At 73.4% G+C, this 15,501-nt stretch carries 12 protein-coding genes and 1 pseudogene; 9 read left to right on the top strand and 4 right to left on the bottom strand.

Annotated elements, in window-relative coordinates:
* Positions 1 to 174 precede the first annotated feature (174 nt).
* From Q5530_RS23370 to Q5530_RS23360, 3 genes are all read left to right on the top strand, one after another.
* Positions 175 to 1,746 (top strand): ATP-binding protein, encoded by a 1,572-nt coding sequence (locus Q5530_RS23370; protein ID WP_415364895.1) that lies wholly within the window; start codon positions 175 to 177, stop codon positions 1,744 to 1,746.
* Entirely contained in the window at positions 1,743 to 2,411 is a 669-nt protein-coding gene (locus Q5530_RS23365; protein ID WP_415364894.1) for a response regulator, read from the top strand. Before Q5530_RS23370 ends, Q5530_RS23365 begins: the two co-directional genes overlap by 4 nt.
* Before the next feature lie 250 nt (positions 2,412 to 2,661).
* On the top strand, positions 2,662 to 3,234 hold the full coding sequence (locus Q5530_RS23360; protein ID WP_415364893.1) for a hypothetical protein: 573 nt from the start codon (positions 2,662 to 2,664) through the stop codon (positions 3,232 to 3,234).
* Positions 3,235 to 3,295: 61 nt separating this feature from the next.
* Here Q5530_RS23360 and Q5530_RS23355 read toward each other — a convergent pair whose 3' ends face one another.
* The 3 genes from Q5530_RS23355 to Q5530_RS23345 form a co-directional block, all read right to left on the bottom strand.
* The gene (locus Q5530_RS23355; RefSeq protein WP_415364892.1) at positions 3,296 to 4,834 is read right to left on the bottom strand and encodes an alpha-amylase family protein; all 1,539 of its coding nucleotides are present in this window, start codon (positions 4,832 to 4,834) and stop codon (positions 3,296 to 3,298) included.
* Positions 4,831 to 5,790 carry a TIGR03885 family FMN-dependent LLM class oxidoreductase gene (locus Q5530_RS23350; protein WP_415364891.1) on the bottom strand — a complete coding sequence of 320 codons (960 nt, stop codon included), beginning with the start codon at positions 5,788 to 5,790 and terminating at the stop codon, positions 4,831 to 4,833. Before Q5530_RS23350 ends, Q5530_RS23355 begins: the two co-directional genes overlap by 4 nt.
* Before the next feature lie 114 nt (positions 5,791 to 5,904).
* Positions 5,905 to 6,426: an FxsA family protein gene (locus Q5530_RS23345; RefSeq protein ID WP_380635229.1), complete on the bottom strand. Its 522-nt coding sequence runs from the start codon at positions 6,424 to 6,426 to the stop codon at positions 5,905 to 5,907.
* 108 nt (positions 6,427 to 6,534) lie between these two features.
* Here Q5530_RS23345 and Q5530_RS23340 point away from each other — a divergent pair, with 108 nt between their 5' ends.
* Positions 6,535 to 7,920 (top strand): KamA family radical SAM protein, encoded by a 1,386-nt coding sequence (locus Q5530_RS23340; RefSeq protein WP_415364890.1) that lies wholly within the window; start codon positions 6,535 to 6,537, stop codon positions 7,918 to 7,920.
* A 5-nt stretch (positions 7,921 to 7,925) separates the two neighbouring features.
* Here the strand turns inward: Q5530_RS23340 and Q5530_RS23335 are convergent, their stop codons facing one another.
* Positions 7,926 to 8,834 (bottom strand): Gfo/Idh/MocA family protein, encoded by a 909-nt coding sequence (locus Q5530_RS23335; protein ID WP_415364889.1) that lies wholly within the window; start codon positions 8,832 to 8,834, stop codon positions 7,926 to 7,928.
* Between the two features lie 149 nt (positions 8,835 to 8,983).
* On the opposite strand from Q5530_RS23335, the gene Q5530_RS23330 reads away from it, so the two are divergent.
* From Q5530_RS23330 to Q5530_RS23310, 5 genes and pseudogenes are all read left to right on the top strand, one after another.
* Entirely contained in the window at positions 8,984 to 10,204 is a 1,221-nt protein-coding gene (locus tag Q5530_RS23330) for a cytochrome P450 (protein WP_415364888.1), read from the top strand.
* Between the two features lie 55 nt (positions 10,205 to 10,259).
* The gene (locus Q5530_RS23325) at positions 10,260 to 11,099 is read left to right on the top strand and encodes a carbohydrate kinase family protein (protein ID WP_415364887.1); all 840 of its coding nucleotides are present in this window, start codon (positions 10,260 to 10,262) and stop codon (positions 11,097 to 11,099) included.
* 100 nt (positions 11,100 to 11,199) lie between these two features.
* A pseudogene (locus Q5530_RS23320) lies at positions 11,200 to 11,811 on the top strand (LacI family DNA-binding transcriptional regulator); the annotation flags it as partial.
* Between the two features lie 77 nt (positions 11,812 to 11,888).
* The gene (locus Q5530_RS23315; RefSeq protein ID WP_415364886.1) at positions 11,889 to 12,866 is read left to right on the top strand and encodes a winged helix DNA-binding domain-containing protein; all 978 of its coding nucleotides are present in this window, start codon (positions 11,889 to 11,891) and stop codon (positions 12,864 to 12,866) included.
* 322 nt (positions 12,867 to 13,188) lie between these two features.
* The gene (locus Q5530_RS23310) at positions 13,189 to 15,492 is read left to right on the top strand and encodes an ATP-binding protein (RefSeq protein ID WP_415364885.1); all 2,304 of its coding nucleotides are present in this window, start codon (positions 13,189 to 13,191) and stop codon (positions 15,490 to 15,492) included.
* Positions 15,493 to 15,501: the final 9 nt, after the last annotated feature.

Below are 15,501 nucleotides of genomic sequence, written 5' to 3'. Positions count from 1 at the left end.
TCCTCCGTGTTCCACGCCGGGCCCCGCCCGGTCGTCTCCCGCCCGGCGCCGTCGCCGTCGGTGGCCGCGAACGCTAAGAGCCACGACCGGGTGAACAGGGGCAATGGTCGTAAGGGCCGTATTGGTCGTTTAGGTCGTGGCCCGGCTCACACGCGATGGGTGAGAATGCGCCCCATGCGCCGCCGTTCGGTCCCCCTGGGTGTCTCCCTGCTCGCGTTGCAGGTGGTCATCGTGCTGGCCACCGTGTGCGCGGCGGGCCTGATGGCGGCCAAGCTCCAGAGCGACCGCATCCGCGAGGCGTACAAGGACCGGATGCTGTCGGTGGCCGAGAGCGTGGCGCGGCTGCCCTCGGTGGTGGAGGCGTTCGACTCGCCCGACCCGAGCGCGACCATCCAGCCGCTGGCCGAGCTGCTGCGCAAAGCCTCCGGGGTCACCTACGTCGTGGTCACCGACCACAACGGCGTCCGCTACGCCCACCCCGACCGGCGGCGCATCGGCGAGCGGGTGTCCACCGACCCGAGCGCCGCGCTGTCCGGGCAGGTGTTCGTCGGCACCGAGACCGGGACGCTGGGCACCTCGCTGCGGGCGAAGGTGCCGGTGCGCTCGATGTCCGGGCAGGTCCTGGGCATGGCGTCGGTGGGCATCCTGGAGAGCGAGCTGGCCGCCGACCTGGCCGAGGACCTGCCCGAGCTGACCGGGTGGCTGGCCGCCGCGGCGCTGGTGGGCGTGCTGGGGGCCGCGCTGGTCACGCGCATGGTGCGCAAGCGCACCTTCCGGCTGGAGCCCGCCGAGATCGCCCAGCTGCTGGAGACCCGCGACGCGATGCTGCACGGCATCCGCGAGGGCGTGGTCGCCGTCGACGAGCGGGGGCGGTTGGCGCTGGTCAACGACGAGGCCGTGCGGCTGCTGGGGCTCACCGACGACCCGACCGGGCGGCCCGCCGCGCAGGTGCTGGAGCACGGCGGGCTGCTGGACCTGGTGCTCGGCGAGGACGACGTCGCCGACCGGCCCGTGCTGGCCGGCGAGCGGGTGCTGGTGGCCAACCGGATGACCGCCCGCACCCAGGGCCGCCCCGTGGGCGTGGTGCTGACCCTGCGCGACCGCACCGAGCTGCACGACGCGCTGCGCGAGCTCGACGGGCAGCGGACCGTGACCGAGGTGCTGCGGGCGCAGGCCCACGAGTTCACCAACCACCTGCACGTCATCGGCGGCCTGGTCGAGCTGGACCGCCGCGAGGACGCCGTGGCCTACATCGAGCGGGTCGGCGGCACCGGGTCGGTGACCTCGGAGATCCTCGGCGGCGCGATGGCCGACCCGGCGCTGGCGGCGCTGCTGCTGGCCAAGTCCTCCACCGCGCACGAACGCGGCGTGGCGCTGCGGCTGGACCCCGGCTCGGAGGTGGCGACCCGCACCGGCGACGACGCGCTGACCGTGCTGGGCAACCTGGTGGACAACGCCGTGGACGCGGTGGACGCGGGCGGGACGGTGCGGGTGCTGGTGCGGTCCGACGAGGGCGGGGTGCGGGTCGTGGTGGACGACGACGGACCGGGGGTGGAGCGGTCCGAACGCGGGCGCATCTTCGCCCTCGGGGTGAGTTCGAAGGCGCCGCGCGGCGCCCACGGTCGAGGGATCGGACTGGCGTTGGTGTCCAGGGTGGTGACCCGGCGCAGCGGCCGGGTCGAGGTGTCGGACTCGGAACTGGGCGGCGCGTCGTTCGACGTGTGGCTGCCGGAGGTGGTCCGGTGACCGTGCGCACGCTGGTCGTGGACGACGATTTCGCGGTCGCCGCCGTGCACCGCGGGTTCCTGGCGTCGCTGCCGGAGTTCACCGTGGTGGGCGAGGCGCACGGCGGTGCGGAGGCGCTGCGGGCGGTGGAGGCCCTGCGGCCGGACCTGGTGCTGCTCGACATCCACCTGCCCGACATCTCCGGGCTGGAGGTGCTGGCGCGGCTGCGGTCGCGCTCCGGGCCGCCGGTGGACGTGATCGCGGTGACCGCGGCGCGCGAGCGGGAGACCGTGCGGCAGGCGATGTCGCGCGGGGTCGACCACTACCTGGTCAAGCCGTTCACCCGGACCGCGTTCCTGGACCGGATGCGGGAGTACCTGGCCCGGCGCGCCGAGGTGCGGCGACTCGGGCCGTGGCTGGACCAGGAGGAGGTGGACCAGCTGTTGCAGCACCGGCCGCGCACCGCGCTGCCCAAGGGGCTGTCGGCGGTGACGCTGCGGCTGGTGGTGGACACGCTGCGGACCGCGGCGGGGGACCTGTCGGCGCAGGAGGTCGGCGAGCGGACCGGGATGTCGCGGGTCAGCGCCCGGCGGTACCTGGAGCACCTGGTCGGCGTGGGCAAGGCCGAGGTGCAGCCCCGCTACGGCATGGCCAACCGCCCCGCCCACGGCTACCGGCTGACCTGAGCGGCGCGGAACCCGCGACCGGCCGCCGGGGTTCGGTGTGCCGAACACGCGTCGTTACCCGGCCACGGGTTGACGGAAAATCTCCCACTTGGCCGCTGTGCGGAAAGCCGCCGGCTCGTAACGTGTCGCGCGGGACGTCCCGCCCGCGGCCGCCGCCCTCGCACTCGACGACCGCGGGCGTCCCCGTAGCCCGCCCTGCTCTCGACCCGGCACCCCGGGTCCACGAGGGCTGCCCGCCGAAAGGACACCCATGCGCACCAGCAGGTTCCGCGCCGCGCTCGTCACCGCAGCGGCCGCCGCACTGCTCACCGTCGCCGGCGCCACCACCGCCGCGGCCGCCCCCACCGCGGCCAACCCCACCGCGGCCAACCCCATCGGGCAGGACCCGGTGTTCCAGCCCGCCGCCGACACCCCGGTCACCGCACTGGTGACCAAGCTGACCCACTCCCAGGCCACCTCCCGCCTGCGCGCCGCCGGCATCTCGTGGACCTCCAGCGGCGGGTGCAGCGACCGCAACCAGCCCACCTGCACCTCGTTCGACCAGGTCAACCTGCCGACCATCCAGGGCGCGGAGACCCTCAAGCGCGCCAGCGGCTGCGCCCTGACCATCACCGGCGGCACCGAGACCGGCCACGCCAGCGGCACCTACAGCCACTGGAACGGCTACAAGCTCGACTACCGGCTCTCCGGCTGCCTCGACTCCTACGTCAAGAACACCTTCACCTCCATCGGCGGCAGCAAGTGGCGCTCGGGCTCCGGGAACGTCTACTACCTGGAGGGCAACCACTGGGACGTCACCTACTACAACTGCGGCGGCTGCTGAGACCGCGACCGGCGCCGGGCCCCGTCACGGGACCCGGCGCCGGAGGTGACCGCGCCCGGGGCTAGACCTGGCGGAACCAGCGGCAGCCGTAGGGGCCCAGCTCCACGCGGGCCACCCCGTCCTTCACCGGCACCGTGCCGTCCACCAGCAGGTCGGTCAGCTCGCCGTCGAGCTTGTCGATCTCCACGGTGGCGTCGCGGTCGGCCAGGTTGTGCACCGCCACCACGGTGCCGCCGTCGATGTCGCAGCGGTGGGCCAGCACACCCGGCTCGGCGGTGTCGAGCACCTGGAAGGCGCCCCACGCCAGCTCCGGGCACTCCCGGTAGCGCTCGACCAGCAGCCGCACCCAGGACAGCAGCGAGTCCTCGTCGCGGCGCTGCTCCGCAGCGGCGTCCCACCACATGGGGGTGCGCACGGCCTGCCGCCCCTCCAGCGACAGGTCCTCGGTCATGCCGACCTCCTCGCCGTAGAACAGCACGGGGGTGCCCGGCAGCGAGAACAGCAGGCTGTAGACCATCTTGATCCGCCCGAGGTCGCCGCCCAGCATCGAGGGCAGGCGGCGGCGCAGACCGCGCCCGTAGAGCTGCATGTCCTCCTCGGGGCCGAAGGCCGCGAAGACCTCCTCCCGCTCGGGCACGGTCAGCTTGTCCAGGGTCAGCTCGTCGTGGTTGCGCACGAACGTCGCCCAGTGGCAGTCGCGCGGCGGCTGCGGCCGCTCCTTGAGCGCGTGGGCCAGCGGGCTGGCCTCCTGGCGCGCCAACGACAGGAACATCTGCTGCATGCCGATGAAGTCGAAGCACATGTGCAGCTCGTCGCCCACACCGTCGTTGTCGCCGAAGAAGCGCATCGTCTCGGTGTAGGGCAGGTTCACCTCGCCCAGCAGCACCGCCTCGCCGTTGCGCCGCGACAGGAACGCCCGCAGGTCACCCAGGTACTCGTGCGGGTCCGGCAGCGCCTCCACCGGCGCCTCCAGCAGGAACGGCACCGCGTCCACCCGGAACCCCGACAGCCCCAGCTCCATCCAGAACCCCATGACGCGGGCGATCTCGTCGCGCACCGCCGGGTTGGCCACGTTCAGGTCGGGCTGGTGCTTGTAGAACTTGTGCAGGTAGTACTTGCGCGCCTTGCGGTCGTAGGTCCACAGCGACTTCTCCTTGTCGGGGAAGACGATGCCCTCGTCCGCGTCGGCCGGCTTCTCGTCGGCCCAGACGTACCAGTCGTGCATCGGCGAGTCCGGGTCGCGGGCCTGCTGGAACCAGGGGTGCTGGTCGGAGGTGTGGTTGACCACCAGGTCCGCGATCACCCTCATGCCACGGTCGCGGGCCGTGCGCACGAACTCCGTGAAGTCGCCCAGGGTGCCCAGCCGCGGGTCGACGCTGTAGAAGTCGGTGATGTCGTAGCCGTCGTCGCGGTCGGGGGTGGGGAAGAACGGCATCAGCCACAGGCAGGTCACGCCCAGCCGGTGCAGGTGGTCGATCTTCTCCACCAGCCCCCGGAAGTCGCCGCAGCCGTCGCCGTCGGAGTCGTGGAAGGTCTCCACGTCCAGGCAGTAGACGACGGCGTTCTTCCACCACAGGTCCGCGGTCCTGGTCAGCTTCACGCCCGCACCTCCGGCAGCACCCGCTCGCCGAAGGCGTCGAGGAACCGCTCCTGCTCCACGCCCACGTGGTGCAGGTAGATCTCGTCGAAGCCCAGGTCCGCGTACTCGCGCAGGGTCTTGGCGTGCCGGCCCAGGTCGGCCGAGATGTTGACCACCTGCGCCACCTGCTCGACCGTGACGTGCTCGGAGACGACGTCGAAGGTCTCGGCCAGGTCCAGGTCCCAGCACACCGGCGGGGCGAACACGTTGCTGCGCCACTGCTCGTGCGCCAGCGCGGTCGCCTCGTCCTCGCTCTCCGCCCAGCTCAGGTGCACCTGGAGGTGCAGCTTGCCCCGCCCGCCCGCCTCCCGGTAGGCGTCGCGCATCCGCTCCAGCTGCTCGACGGGGGCGTTGACGGTGATCAACCCGTCGGCCCACTCCGCGCACCAGCGGGCGGTCGCCTCGCTCACCGCCGCCCCGATCAGCGGTGGTGGCTCCTCCGGCCGGGTCCACACCCTGGCCCGGTCGACGGTCACCAGACCGCGGTGGGTGACCTCCTCACCCCGCAGCAGCGCCCGGATCACCTCGACGCACTCGCGCAGCCGGGCGTTGCGGGTGGCCTTGTCCGGCCACACCTCGCCGGTGATGTGCTCGTTGCTGGCCTCGCCGCTGCCCAGCGCCGCCCAGAACCGGCCCGGATACATCGCGCCGAGCGTGCCGATGGCCTGGGCGATGATCGCCGGGTGGTAGCGCTGACCGGGCGCGTTGACCACGCCGAGCGGCAGCCCGGTCGACTGGAGCGCGGCACCCAGCCACGACCAGGCGAACGCCGACTGCCCCTGCCTGCTGCTCCACGGTGAGAAGTGGTCCGAGGACATCGCCGCGTCGAAGCCGACCTGCTCGGCCCGCTGGACGGCGGCCAGGAGCGCGCTGGGGTGGACCTGCTCGTGGGACGCGTGCACACCGATGACCGTCATGCCGCTTCACGTACCCAACGTCCGCTTCCGCGACACCCCCACCGGAACCGGCGGGGCAGGGGGCCCGGGGCCGAGAGAGCAGGGCGGAGCGGAGCAATCGCGAGGCGATCGGCGTCAGCGCAGTTCAGGCCGCCGACCCGGGTCCTCCGGCCGCACGTCCACCACGTCGCCCCGGATCACCACGCCACCGTCCACGACACCCCCGTCCACCAGACCACCGTCGACCACGACACCACCGGCCATCGGGTCGCGCCCGTGGCGCAGGTTCAGCACCATCGCCCGCTCCCGCTGCTCCGCCCGACGCGCCATCCGCCCGCTGAGCAGCCGCCGCGTGGGCGGGAACAGCAGCAGCAGGCCCGCCACGTCGCTGACGAAACCCGGCACGATGATCAAGAACGCCGCCGCGGCGATCAGCACCCCGTCGGCCACCTCCCGGTGCGGCGCCCGCCGGGTGCGCATCGCCTCGGAGAACGCCCCGAGCGCCCGCGTCCCCTCCCGCCGCAACAGCACCGTCCCCGCCACCCCACCCAGCAGCAGCAGACCCAGGGTCGGCAACGGGCCCCAGGCGCCGAAGGCCGCCACCAGGGCGGTGACCTCGACGGCCAGACCGATCAGCAGTACCGCGAACACGCGCATACCCACCTCAACGCACGACCACACCAAAACGCTCCCGGCCGAAATATTTACGCCCAACCGGCCATCTGGCAACATATCTTCACGCCACTCAAGCTGTAGGGAGCATGGATGACTGCGCTGCACGAGGTCGCCCCCGTCCCGGCCACCCCCCAGCCCTACACCTACGCACGCCGCGAACTCGTCGAACCCGACTGGCGCCGCTTCCCCGGCTGGCGCCACGTCACCGACGCCCAGTGGCGCGACGCCCAGTGGCAACGCGCCCACTGCGTCAAGAACCCCAAGCAGCTGCGGGAGCTCGCCGGCGACCTGCTCACCGACCGCTTCTACGACGACCTCGCCGCCGACCAGCACCACCTGGCCACCATGTCCATGCTGGTCCCACCCCAGATGCTCAACACCATGGCGCCCGACGCACCCCTCGACCCCGACGGCTTCACCACCGCCTTCCTGGCCGACCCCGTGCGGCGCTACATGCTCCCCGTCGCCTCCGACCGCGACCCCGACTGGCCCAGCCACCCCCACTCCACCCGCGACTCCCTCCACGAGGCGGAGATGTGGGTCGTCGAGGGCCTCACCCACCGCTACCCCACCAAGGTCCTCGCCGAACTGGTCTCCACCTGCCCCCAGTACTGCGGCCACTGCACCCGCATGGACCTCGTCGGCAACTCCACCCCCCAGGTCACCAAGCACAAGCTCGCGCTCAAACCCGCCGACCGCCAGGACCGCATGATCGACTACCTCAAGCGCACCCCCGGCGTCCGCGACGTGGTCGTCTCCGGCGGCGACGTCGCCAACGTCCCCTGGCCGCAGCTGGAGAACTTCCTCATGCGGCTGCTCGACATCGACACCGTCCGCGACATCCGCCTGGCCACCAAGGCCCTCGCCGGACTACCCCAGCACTGGCTCCAGCCCAAGGTCGTCGAAGGGCTCGAACGCGTCGCCCGCACCGCCGCCCGCCGCGGCGCCAACCTCGCCATCCACACCCACGTCAACCACGTCCAGTCGGTCACCCCCCTGGTCGCCGAAGCCGCCCGCACCGCCCTCGAGGTCGGCGTCCGCGACGTGCGCAACCAGGGCGTGCTCATGCGCGGCGTCAACGCCACCCCGGACGACCTGCTCGACCTCTGCTTCGCCCTCCAGGGCGAGGCCAACGTGCTGCCCTACTACTTCTACATGTGCGACATGATCCCCAACGCCGAGCACTGGCGCGTCGCCGTCTGGGAAGCCCAGGCGCTCCAGCACGCCATCATGGGCTACCTGCCCGGCTACGCCACCCCGCGCATCGTCTGCGACGTCCCCTACGTCGGCAAGCGCTGGGTCCACCAACTCCACGACTACGACCGCGAACTGGGCATCTCCTACTGGACCAAGAACTACCGCACCGGCATCGAACTCGACGACGACCACGCCCTGGACCGACGCCACCCCTACTACGACCCCATCTCCACCCTCGGCGACAGCGGCCGCCGCTGGTGGGCCCAGCACCAGGTCTGACGGGACTACCGACCCGCGTGCAGCGCGGTCAACCGCGACGCCACCCCGAACCCCAGCACCGGGTCCGGCCGACCCGACAGCAGGCTCGCGTACAACGGCCGGTAGTGCGCGACCTTCCTCGGCGTCCGACCGTCGCTCCCCCACGACGCCAGCAGCTCCCCGCCACGGCACGCGAACCCCGTCATCGCCGTGTGGTCCAACCACACCTCCACCTCGCCGCACACCACCACGCTGGACTTGCTGCTCGCCCCCGTCCGCCAGTCCACCCGCAACCGCGCCACCCCCTCCGCGCCGCGCGACCGGAACGCCACCACCGCCCACGCGGCGTCCCCCGCCTCCTCCAGCGCCGTCACCGCCGTCGGCTCCACCAACCGCGCCAACACCGTCAGCTGGTTGATCCCCGAATCCGCCCACGGCGACACGTACGAGGCGAACGCCCCCTCCCCCCGACCCACGTACGGGTCGCAGAACAACGACGTCACCCCCGTCACCGGACCCCACTCCGGGTGCGCCGCCACCAGCGCCGCCGCCCACCCCACCTCCGGCGAGAACGCGAAGTGGTGCGCGGTGAACACCCGACCATCCCCCAGCTCCCCCAGCCGCGCCAACGACGCCACGTCCAGCGCCAACGGCTTCTCCACCAGCACCAGCGCCCCCGAGGACCCCAGCACCAGCGCCGCCAGGTCCACGTGCGAGTCCGCCGGCGTCGCGATCACCACCAGGTCCGGCCGGTGCGCGGCCAACGCCTCCGCCGGGTCGGCGTGGTGCGGCGGCCTCGCACCCCGGAACACCGGCGGCCCGGCCACCGGGTCCGCGGTGAACTCCAGGTCCACCTCGGGCCGCTCCGCCAGCACCTCCAGGTGCGTCGCCGCGATCGTGCCCACCCCGATCAAGCCCACCCTTGTCCGCGCCATGGACGTGATCCTTCCTCACCTCACACGATCGAGTGGATTTTTTAAGTCAACACTGAAGCGATAATGGCAGATACACGAAAGAGTCTCGGTTACGCCAGTGCGCTGACGCGCCTGGTGCCGCGCCGCGCGGACTGGACAGACTGGCGGGCATGACCGATTCCACCCTGGCGCTCCCGGCCCACGACCTCTTCTCCCCCGAGGCGACGGCCGACCCGACCGCCCTGCTGCACAAGATCCGCGCCGAGTCCCCGGTCAGCGCGATCCCCCGGCTCGACGCCTTCCTCTTAACCCGGCACGCCGACATCGTCGCGGTGCTCAAGGACCGCCGCCTGGTCCCCGCGAACATGGCCCAGCTGCTGGACGCGTTCAGCCCCGAGGAGCGGCAGGAGCTGCTGCCCCTGCGCCTGTCGATGGACCTGTGGATGGGGCACACCACCGAGGCCGACCACGTCCGGTTCCAGCAGCTGCTCAAGCGCTACTTCTCCCCCGCCACGGTCAACGGCCTGCGCCCCCGCGTGCGGGAGCTGACCACCGAGCTGCTCGACGCCGTGGCCGGGCGCGGCCGCATGGACGTGGTCACCGACCTGGCCTACCCGCTGCCCGCCAACGTGATCGCCGAGCTGCTCGGGATGCCCACCACCGACCGCGAACGGCTCCAGGCGTGGTCGCGCGACATCGTGGCGATCTTCCAGCTCGCCGACGTCGACCGGCTGCGGCGCTCGCAGCGCAGCGTGCTGGAGATGCAGGACTACGTGCGCGAGCTGGTCCGGCAGCGCCGGGACGACCCGCGCGACGACCTGATCAGCACGTTCATCGCCGCCGAGGCCGAGGGCGTGGTCACCGAGGACGAGATCGTCGCCAACTGCGTGCTGCTGCTGTTCGCCGGGCACGAGACCACCGCAGGCCTGATCGCCAACGGCCTGGAGCTGCTGCTGGACCACCCCGACCAGCTGGCCCTGCTCAGGTCCGACCCCTCGCTGACGCCCACCGCGGTCGAGGAGATGCTGCGCTGCGACGGCCCGGCGAGCCTGATCGTGCGGCAGAGCACCGAGCCCTTCGCCCTGGGCGACCTCGACCTGCCCGCGGGCAAGCGGTTCTACCTGGCGATGATGGCCGGCAACCGCGACCCGGAGGTCTTCCCCGACCCCGACCGCTTCGACATCACCCGCAGGCCCAACCGGCACACCGCCTTCGGCCTGGGCGCGTTCTACTGCCTGGGCGCGGCGCTGGCCCGGATGGAGGCCGACGAGTGCTTCCGCGTCCTGCTGGAGCGCTGCCCCGACCTGCGCCGGGAATCCGCCCGGTGGTCGCCGGTGCCGCCCCTGACCCGCCGGCTGGAGTCCCTGGTGGTGTCGTTCCCCGCCGTGTGATCCCGAGCGGTGTGATCCCGAGCGGGGGTGATCTCCACCCGCCACACTGGACGACGTGCGCAAACCCGAGGTGTTCGTGGCCGGGCCCGTGTCGTGGAACCGGCTGGTGCTGCTCGACCGGCTGCCCGAGGCCCGGCCCCACACGACCTTCGCCACCGGGCACCGCACGGCCGTGGGCGGCACCTCGGCGGGCAAGGCGCTGAACCTGGCCTCGCTCGGCGCCCGGGTCACCCTGCGCACGGTGGTCGGCGACGACGAGCCCGGCCGGGAGGTGCTCGCCGTGCTGGCCGCCGCCGGGGTCGAGGTGATCGCGGAGACCGCCGAGGGCGCCACCGAGCAGCACCTCAACCTGATGGACCCGCACGGCGGCCGGGTGTCGATCTACCTGGAGCTGCCCGAGCTGCCCCGCCCCCGGCACGACGAGCGCTCGCTCGCCGCGCTGGCGGCGGCGGACGTCGCCGTGGTCGACCTGGCCGAGCACGCCCGACCGCTGCTGGCGCCCGCCCGCGCGGCGGGCGTGCCCGTGTGGTGCGACCTGCACGACTACGACGGGACCGCCGAGTTCCACCGCGACTTCCTGCGCGCCGCCGACCGCGTCTTCCTCAACGACGACGGGTTCGCCCACCACGACGCGCTGCTGGGGTTCCTGGACTCGACCGGCAAGCCCACCGTGGCCACCCTCGGCGCGCGGGGCGCGCTGGCCCTGGAGCACGGGCAGGTGCACACCGTGCCCGCCGCGCCGGTCGAGCGGATCGTGGACACCAACGGCGCGGGCGACGCGTTCTTCTCCGGCTTCCTGGTGGCCCACCTGGGCGGCGCGGGCGTGGACGCGGCCCTGGCGGCGGGCGCCGAGCAGGCCGCCCGCTGCCTGGCCTCCCCCGGCCTCGCGCCCTGACCGGGGCCCGCCGCCCACTCGTAACTGTCAAGGACTTGCTGAAAGTGTTTGCAAGGTCTTTCATCCGTGTGCGCCGTGTCGACGCGACGGAGGGATCACCATGGAGGGCGTGCCCGCTCGCCTGAGCGACACCGCCACGCAGGCGGGCGTCAGCGAGGCGACCGTCAGCCGGGTCTTCAACGGCAAGCGCGGCGTGTCCGCCACCACGCGCCAGTCGGTGGTGGCGGCCGTGGACCTGCTCGGCTACGAGCGCCCGCCGCGCCTGCGGCAGCGCAGCGCCGGGCTCGTCGGCCTGATCACCCCCGAGCTGAACAACCCGATCTTCCCGGCCCTGGCCCAGGCCGTGGAGCAGGTCCTGACCGGCGCGGGCTGCACGCCCCTGCTGTGCACCCAGACGCCCGGCGGGTCCACCGAGGACCAGCTGACCGAGATGCTGGTCGACCGGGGCGTGGCCGGCATCGTGTTCGTCTCCGGCCTGCACGCCGACTCCACCGCCGACGTGGACCGCTACGCCCGGCTCGCCGGCCGCGGCACCCCGTTCGTGATGATCAACGGCTACACCGAGCGGATCTCCGCGCCGTTCATGTCCACCGACGACCGGGCGGCCGTGCGGCTGGCCGTGTCGCACCTGGTCGAGCTGGGGCACGAGCGGATCGGGTTGGCCGTGGGACCGCGGCGGTTCGTGCCGGTGCTGCGCAAGATCGAGGGCTTCGTGCGGCACGTGCGCGCCGCGCTGTTCGTGTTCCTCCCGGAGCTGGTGGTGCGCGGCTCCACGGGCGCGAGGCCGCGGTGACCGCCCGCCGGGCCAGGGCGCTGCGGATGCGGGCGCAGCGCCTGACCGACCCCGCCCGCACCCTGTCCGAGCTGCTGCGCGACGTGCTCGCCGTGCAGGCCCAGGACGTGGCCGCCGCCGGGCTCGCGGTCCGCGCCCGCACCACCGGCCTGTGCCACGCCGACCTGCGGGCCGCCCTCGACCGGGGCGACGTGGTGCGCACCTGCGCCCTGCGCGGCGCCGTGCACCTGCTGCACCGCGACGACGCGGCCTGGCTGGTGGCGCTGCTCGGCCCGGCCAACATCGCGCGCGGCCGACCGCGGCGGCTGGAGCTCGGGCTGACCGACGAGCTGTGCGAGCGGGCGCTGGGCGCGCTGCGCGAGGTGCTGACCGAACCGCTGACCAGGACCGCGCTCGTCGACCGGCTCGCCGGGGTCGGCGTGGCGCTCGACCCGGCCGGTCCCGCGCCCTCCCACCTGCTCGCCTACGCCGCCAACCGGGGCGTGGTCTGCGCGGGCGAGACGACCTACCGGCCGCTGCCCGACCCCGATCCGGGGCACCGGCCCGGCCTGCCCGAGCTGGCCCGCCGCTACCTGCGCGCCTACGGCCCGGCCACGGTCGAGGACCTCGCCGCCTGGAGCGGCCTGCCCGCCGACCGGGTGGGCGCGGAGTTCCCCTCGGCCGAACTGGTGCCGGGCGGGCACGGCTGGCGGCTGTCCACCGCCGACGCGCCCGCCCTGGAGGACACGGTGCGGCTGCTGGGCCCGTTCGACACCTTCCTGCTCGGCTACCAGGACCGGGACCTGCTGCTCGACCCGGCGCACGCGCCGCTGGTGCGGACCCCGGGCGGGGCCCCGGCGCCCCACGTCGTGGTGGACGGCCGGGTGCACGGCACGTGGCGGCGGCGCGACGGGCGGGTGGTGGTCGAGCAGTTCGGCCACATCCCGGTCTCCGAGCTCGACGTCGAGGTGGAGTCGGTGCTCACCTGGTCCTGAAAGTCGCCGCGTCCCGGACGACGAACGCGGCGACCTCGCCGAAGACGAAGAAGTCCCGCCCCTTCTCGCCCAACACCGACCCGATCAGACCCCGGGCGATCAGCAGGGCTCGGGCACGTCGTCGTGGTCGCGATCCTGCTCGCCGCCCCCGTCACGCACCTTTGCGCAAGGTGGTGCAATTGTTTGCAGACCAGAGCTGGGGTGATCGACTGCGGAAGGCCCTACCAGGGGTTATTCGAAAAAGCTTTTGCAAGGATTTGCGAACCCCAGTGTTTTGTGGATCTGACGCGAGTCCCACGGGCCGGTGTCGTACCGTGTCCGGATGACCGAGCGGGGCCAGGCAACCGGTGGTGTGCCGCGGGCGCTGAGTTCGTTCGTCGGACGCAAGGAACTGCTCGCCGAGCTGCGCCGGCGGCTCGGCGCCTCACCGCTGATCACGCTCACCGGCGTCGGCGGCGGGGGCAAGACGCGGCTGGCGCTGGAGCTGGCCGGGCAGGTGCAGCGGGCCTACGACGACGGCGTGCGCGTGGTCGAGCTGGCGCCGGCGCGCGGCGGCGACCCGGAACTGCTGGCCCAGGTCGTGCTCAGCGCCGTGGGCGTGCCCGACCAGGCGACCACCACCCCGCTGGACACGCTGGTGGACTACCTGCGGTCACGGCGGGTGCTGCTGGTGCTGGACAACTGCGAGCACCTGGTCGAGCCGGTCGCGCGGCTGGTGCGGGCGGTGCTCGGCGCGGCGCCCGGGGTGCGGGTGCTGGCCACCAGCCGGGCGCGGCTGCGGGTGCCCGGCGAGGTGCTGGTCATGGTGCCGCCGCTGGAGGTGCCCGCCGAGGACGCCCCGCCGTCGGCGGCCTGCGAGTCGGTGGCGCTGCTGGTGGAACGCGCCGAGGCGGGCGTGCCGGGGTGGCGGGTCACGCCGGAGAACTGGCCGGACGTGGTGCGCGTGCTGCGGCGCACCGCCGGCATCCCGCTGGCGATCGAGCAGGCCGTGGTGCGGATGCGGTCCATGCCGGTGTCGCTGCTGGCCGACCGGCTCGACGACGTGATGCGCGTGCTGACCGCCAACGACACCACCAGGGTCGCCCACCACCAGACCATGGCCGCGATGATCGACTGGAGCCACGCCCAGTGCACCCCCGCCGAACGGCTGCTGTGGGCGCGGCTGTCGGTGTTCGAGGGCGGGTTCAGCCTGCCCGCGGCCGAGGCCGTGTGCTCGGGCGGCGAGCTCGGGCGCGACGAGGTCGCCGACGCGCTGGCCGGGCTGCTGGACAAGTCCATCGCGCTGCCCTCGGCCGACCGCAGCCGCCACCACCTGCTGGAGCCGCTGCGGCAGCACGGCGCGGTCCGGCTGCGCGCCTCCGGCGACCTGGCCGACGTGCACGCGCGGCACCAGGCGTTCTTCCGGGAGGAGGCGGCGCGGCTGGCCGGCGGGTTCGTCGGGCACAACGAGGCCGCGCTGCTGGCGGCGGTCGACCTGGACATGGCCAACCACCGGGTGGTGCTGGCCGACCTGATCACCGACCCGGCCTCCGCGCACGCGGGGTTGCAGATGAGCGTCGACCTGGCCCGCACCCGCTGGTACACCTACGCCGGCCGATTACCGGAGGAGCGGCTGTGGCTCGGGCGCGCGCTGGCCGCGACCCCGGCGACCGCCGACCCGCTGCGGGTGAGCGCGATGGCGCTGGACGCCTGGATCGCGCTGTGCCTGGGCGTGGAACGCGCGCAGGTGGCGCGCCGCGTCGAGGAGCTGATCGGGCTCGCCGGCGAGGTGGGGGTCCCGCTGCCGCCGGTGACGTTCGTGCGCGGCGCCTACGAGGTCCTCGCCCTGGGCGAGATCGGGGGCGTGGAGCTGCTGCGGCAGGCGCACGAGGGGTTCGGCGCGATGGGCCCGCACTTCGCGGTGGACCACCACCTGGCGCACATCCTGCACACCGTGTCGCTGGTGCTGCTGGGCACGCGGGAGCAGGCCGAGCCCGCCGCCGAGGAGTTCTTCGCCGAGTGCGAGCGGCTGGGCGCGCTGTGGGGGATCAGCTGGGCGCACTGGTGCCGCAGCGTGGTGCAGACCCGGTGGGGCTCACCCACCCGCGCGCTGGAGGTGCTCAGGGAGGGCCTGCGCGTGCAGCGGGCGATCCGCGACAAGTGGGGCCCGCTGTGGACGATCGAGGCGCTGGGCTGGGCGCACGCCGAGGCCGGTGACGCGGCCGCCGCCGCCCGGATGCTCGGCCTGGCCCACGGCCTGCACCGGGTGACCGGCGTGCGGGTGGACGGCCTGGTCCCCTTCGCCCTGTTCAGCGGCCGGGCCGCGGCGCGGGCGCGGGCGACGCTGGGCGACGACGCCTACGAGCGCGCCTACGCCAACCCCGCCGAGTCGGTGGAGCAGGCGCTGGCCGCGGTCCTGGACGAGCCGGAGCCCGCCGGACCCCGCGACCGGCGGCCGGCGGGGCTGACCCAGGCGGAGTGGAACGTGGCCAGGCTGGTGGGCGACGGCCTGTCCAACCCGGAGGTGGCCGACCGCCTGGTCATCTCACCGGCCACCGTCCACACCCACCTGACCCGCATCTACCGCAAGCTGGACATCGCCAACCGGCACCAGTTGATCACCCTGCTGGCCAACCTCGCGGAGTGACACTGCGTG

This window comes from Saccharothrix sp. BKS2 (assembly GCF_047689505.1).
Lineage (GTDB): Bacteria > Actinomycetota > Actinomycetes > Mycobacteriales > Pseudonocardiaceae > Actinosynnema > Actinosynnema lopnurensis.
Note: the sequence above shows the minus strand (reverse complement) of the source record. Positions and strands in the feature narration are given on the sequence as shown.

Excerpts from the sequence above, each read along its gene's own strand:
- Q5530_RS23330 (WP_415364888.1), top strand. The coding sequence starts at position 8,984 with ATGACCGATTCCACCCTGGCGCTCCCGGCCCACGACCTCTTCTCCCCC.
- Q5530_RS23310 (WP_415364885.1), top strand. The coding sequence starts at position 13,189 with ATGACCGAGCGGGGCCAGGCAACCGGTGGTGTGCCGCGGGCGCTGAGT.
- Q5530_RS23370 (WP_415364895.1), top strand. The coding sequence starts at position 175 with ATGCGCCGCCGTTCGGTCCCCCTGGGTGTCTCCCTGCTCGCGTTGCAG.
- Q5530_RS23335 (WP_415364889.1), bottom strand. The coding sequence starts at position 8,834 with ATGGCGCGGACAAGGGTGGGCTTGATCGGGGTGGGCACGATCGCGGCG.
- Q5530_RS23360 (WP_415364893.1), top strand. The coding sequence starts at position 2,662 with ATGCGCACCAGCAGGTTCCGCGCCGCGCTCGTCACCGCAGCGGCCGCC.
- Q5530_RS23345 (WP_380635229.1), bottom strand. The coding sequence starts at position 6,426 with ATGCGCGTGTTCGCGGTACTGCTGATCGGTCTGGCCGTCGAGGTCACC.
- Q5530_RS23340 (WP_415364890.1), top strand. The coding sequence starts at position 6,535 with ATGACTGCGCTGCACGAGGTCGCCCCCGTCCCGGCCACCCCCCAGCCC.
- Q5530_RS23350 (WP_415364891.1), bottom strand. The coding sequence starts at position 5,790 with ATGACGGTCATCGGTGTGCACGCGTCCCACGAGCAGGTCCACCCCAGC.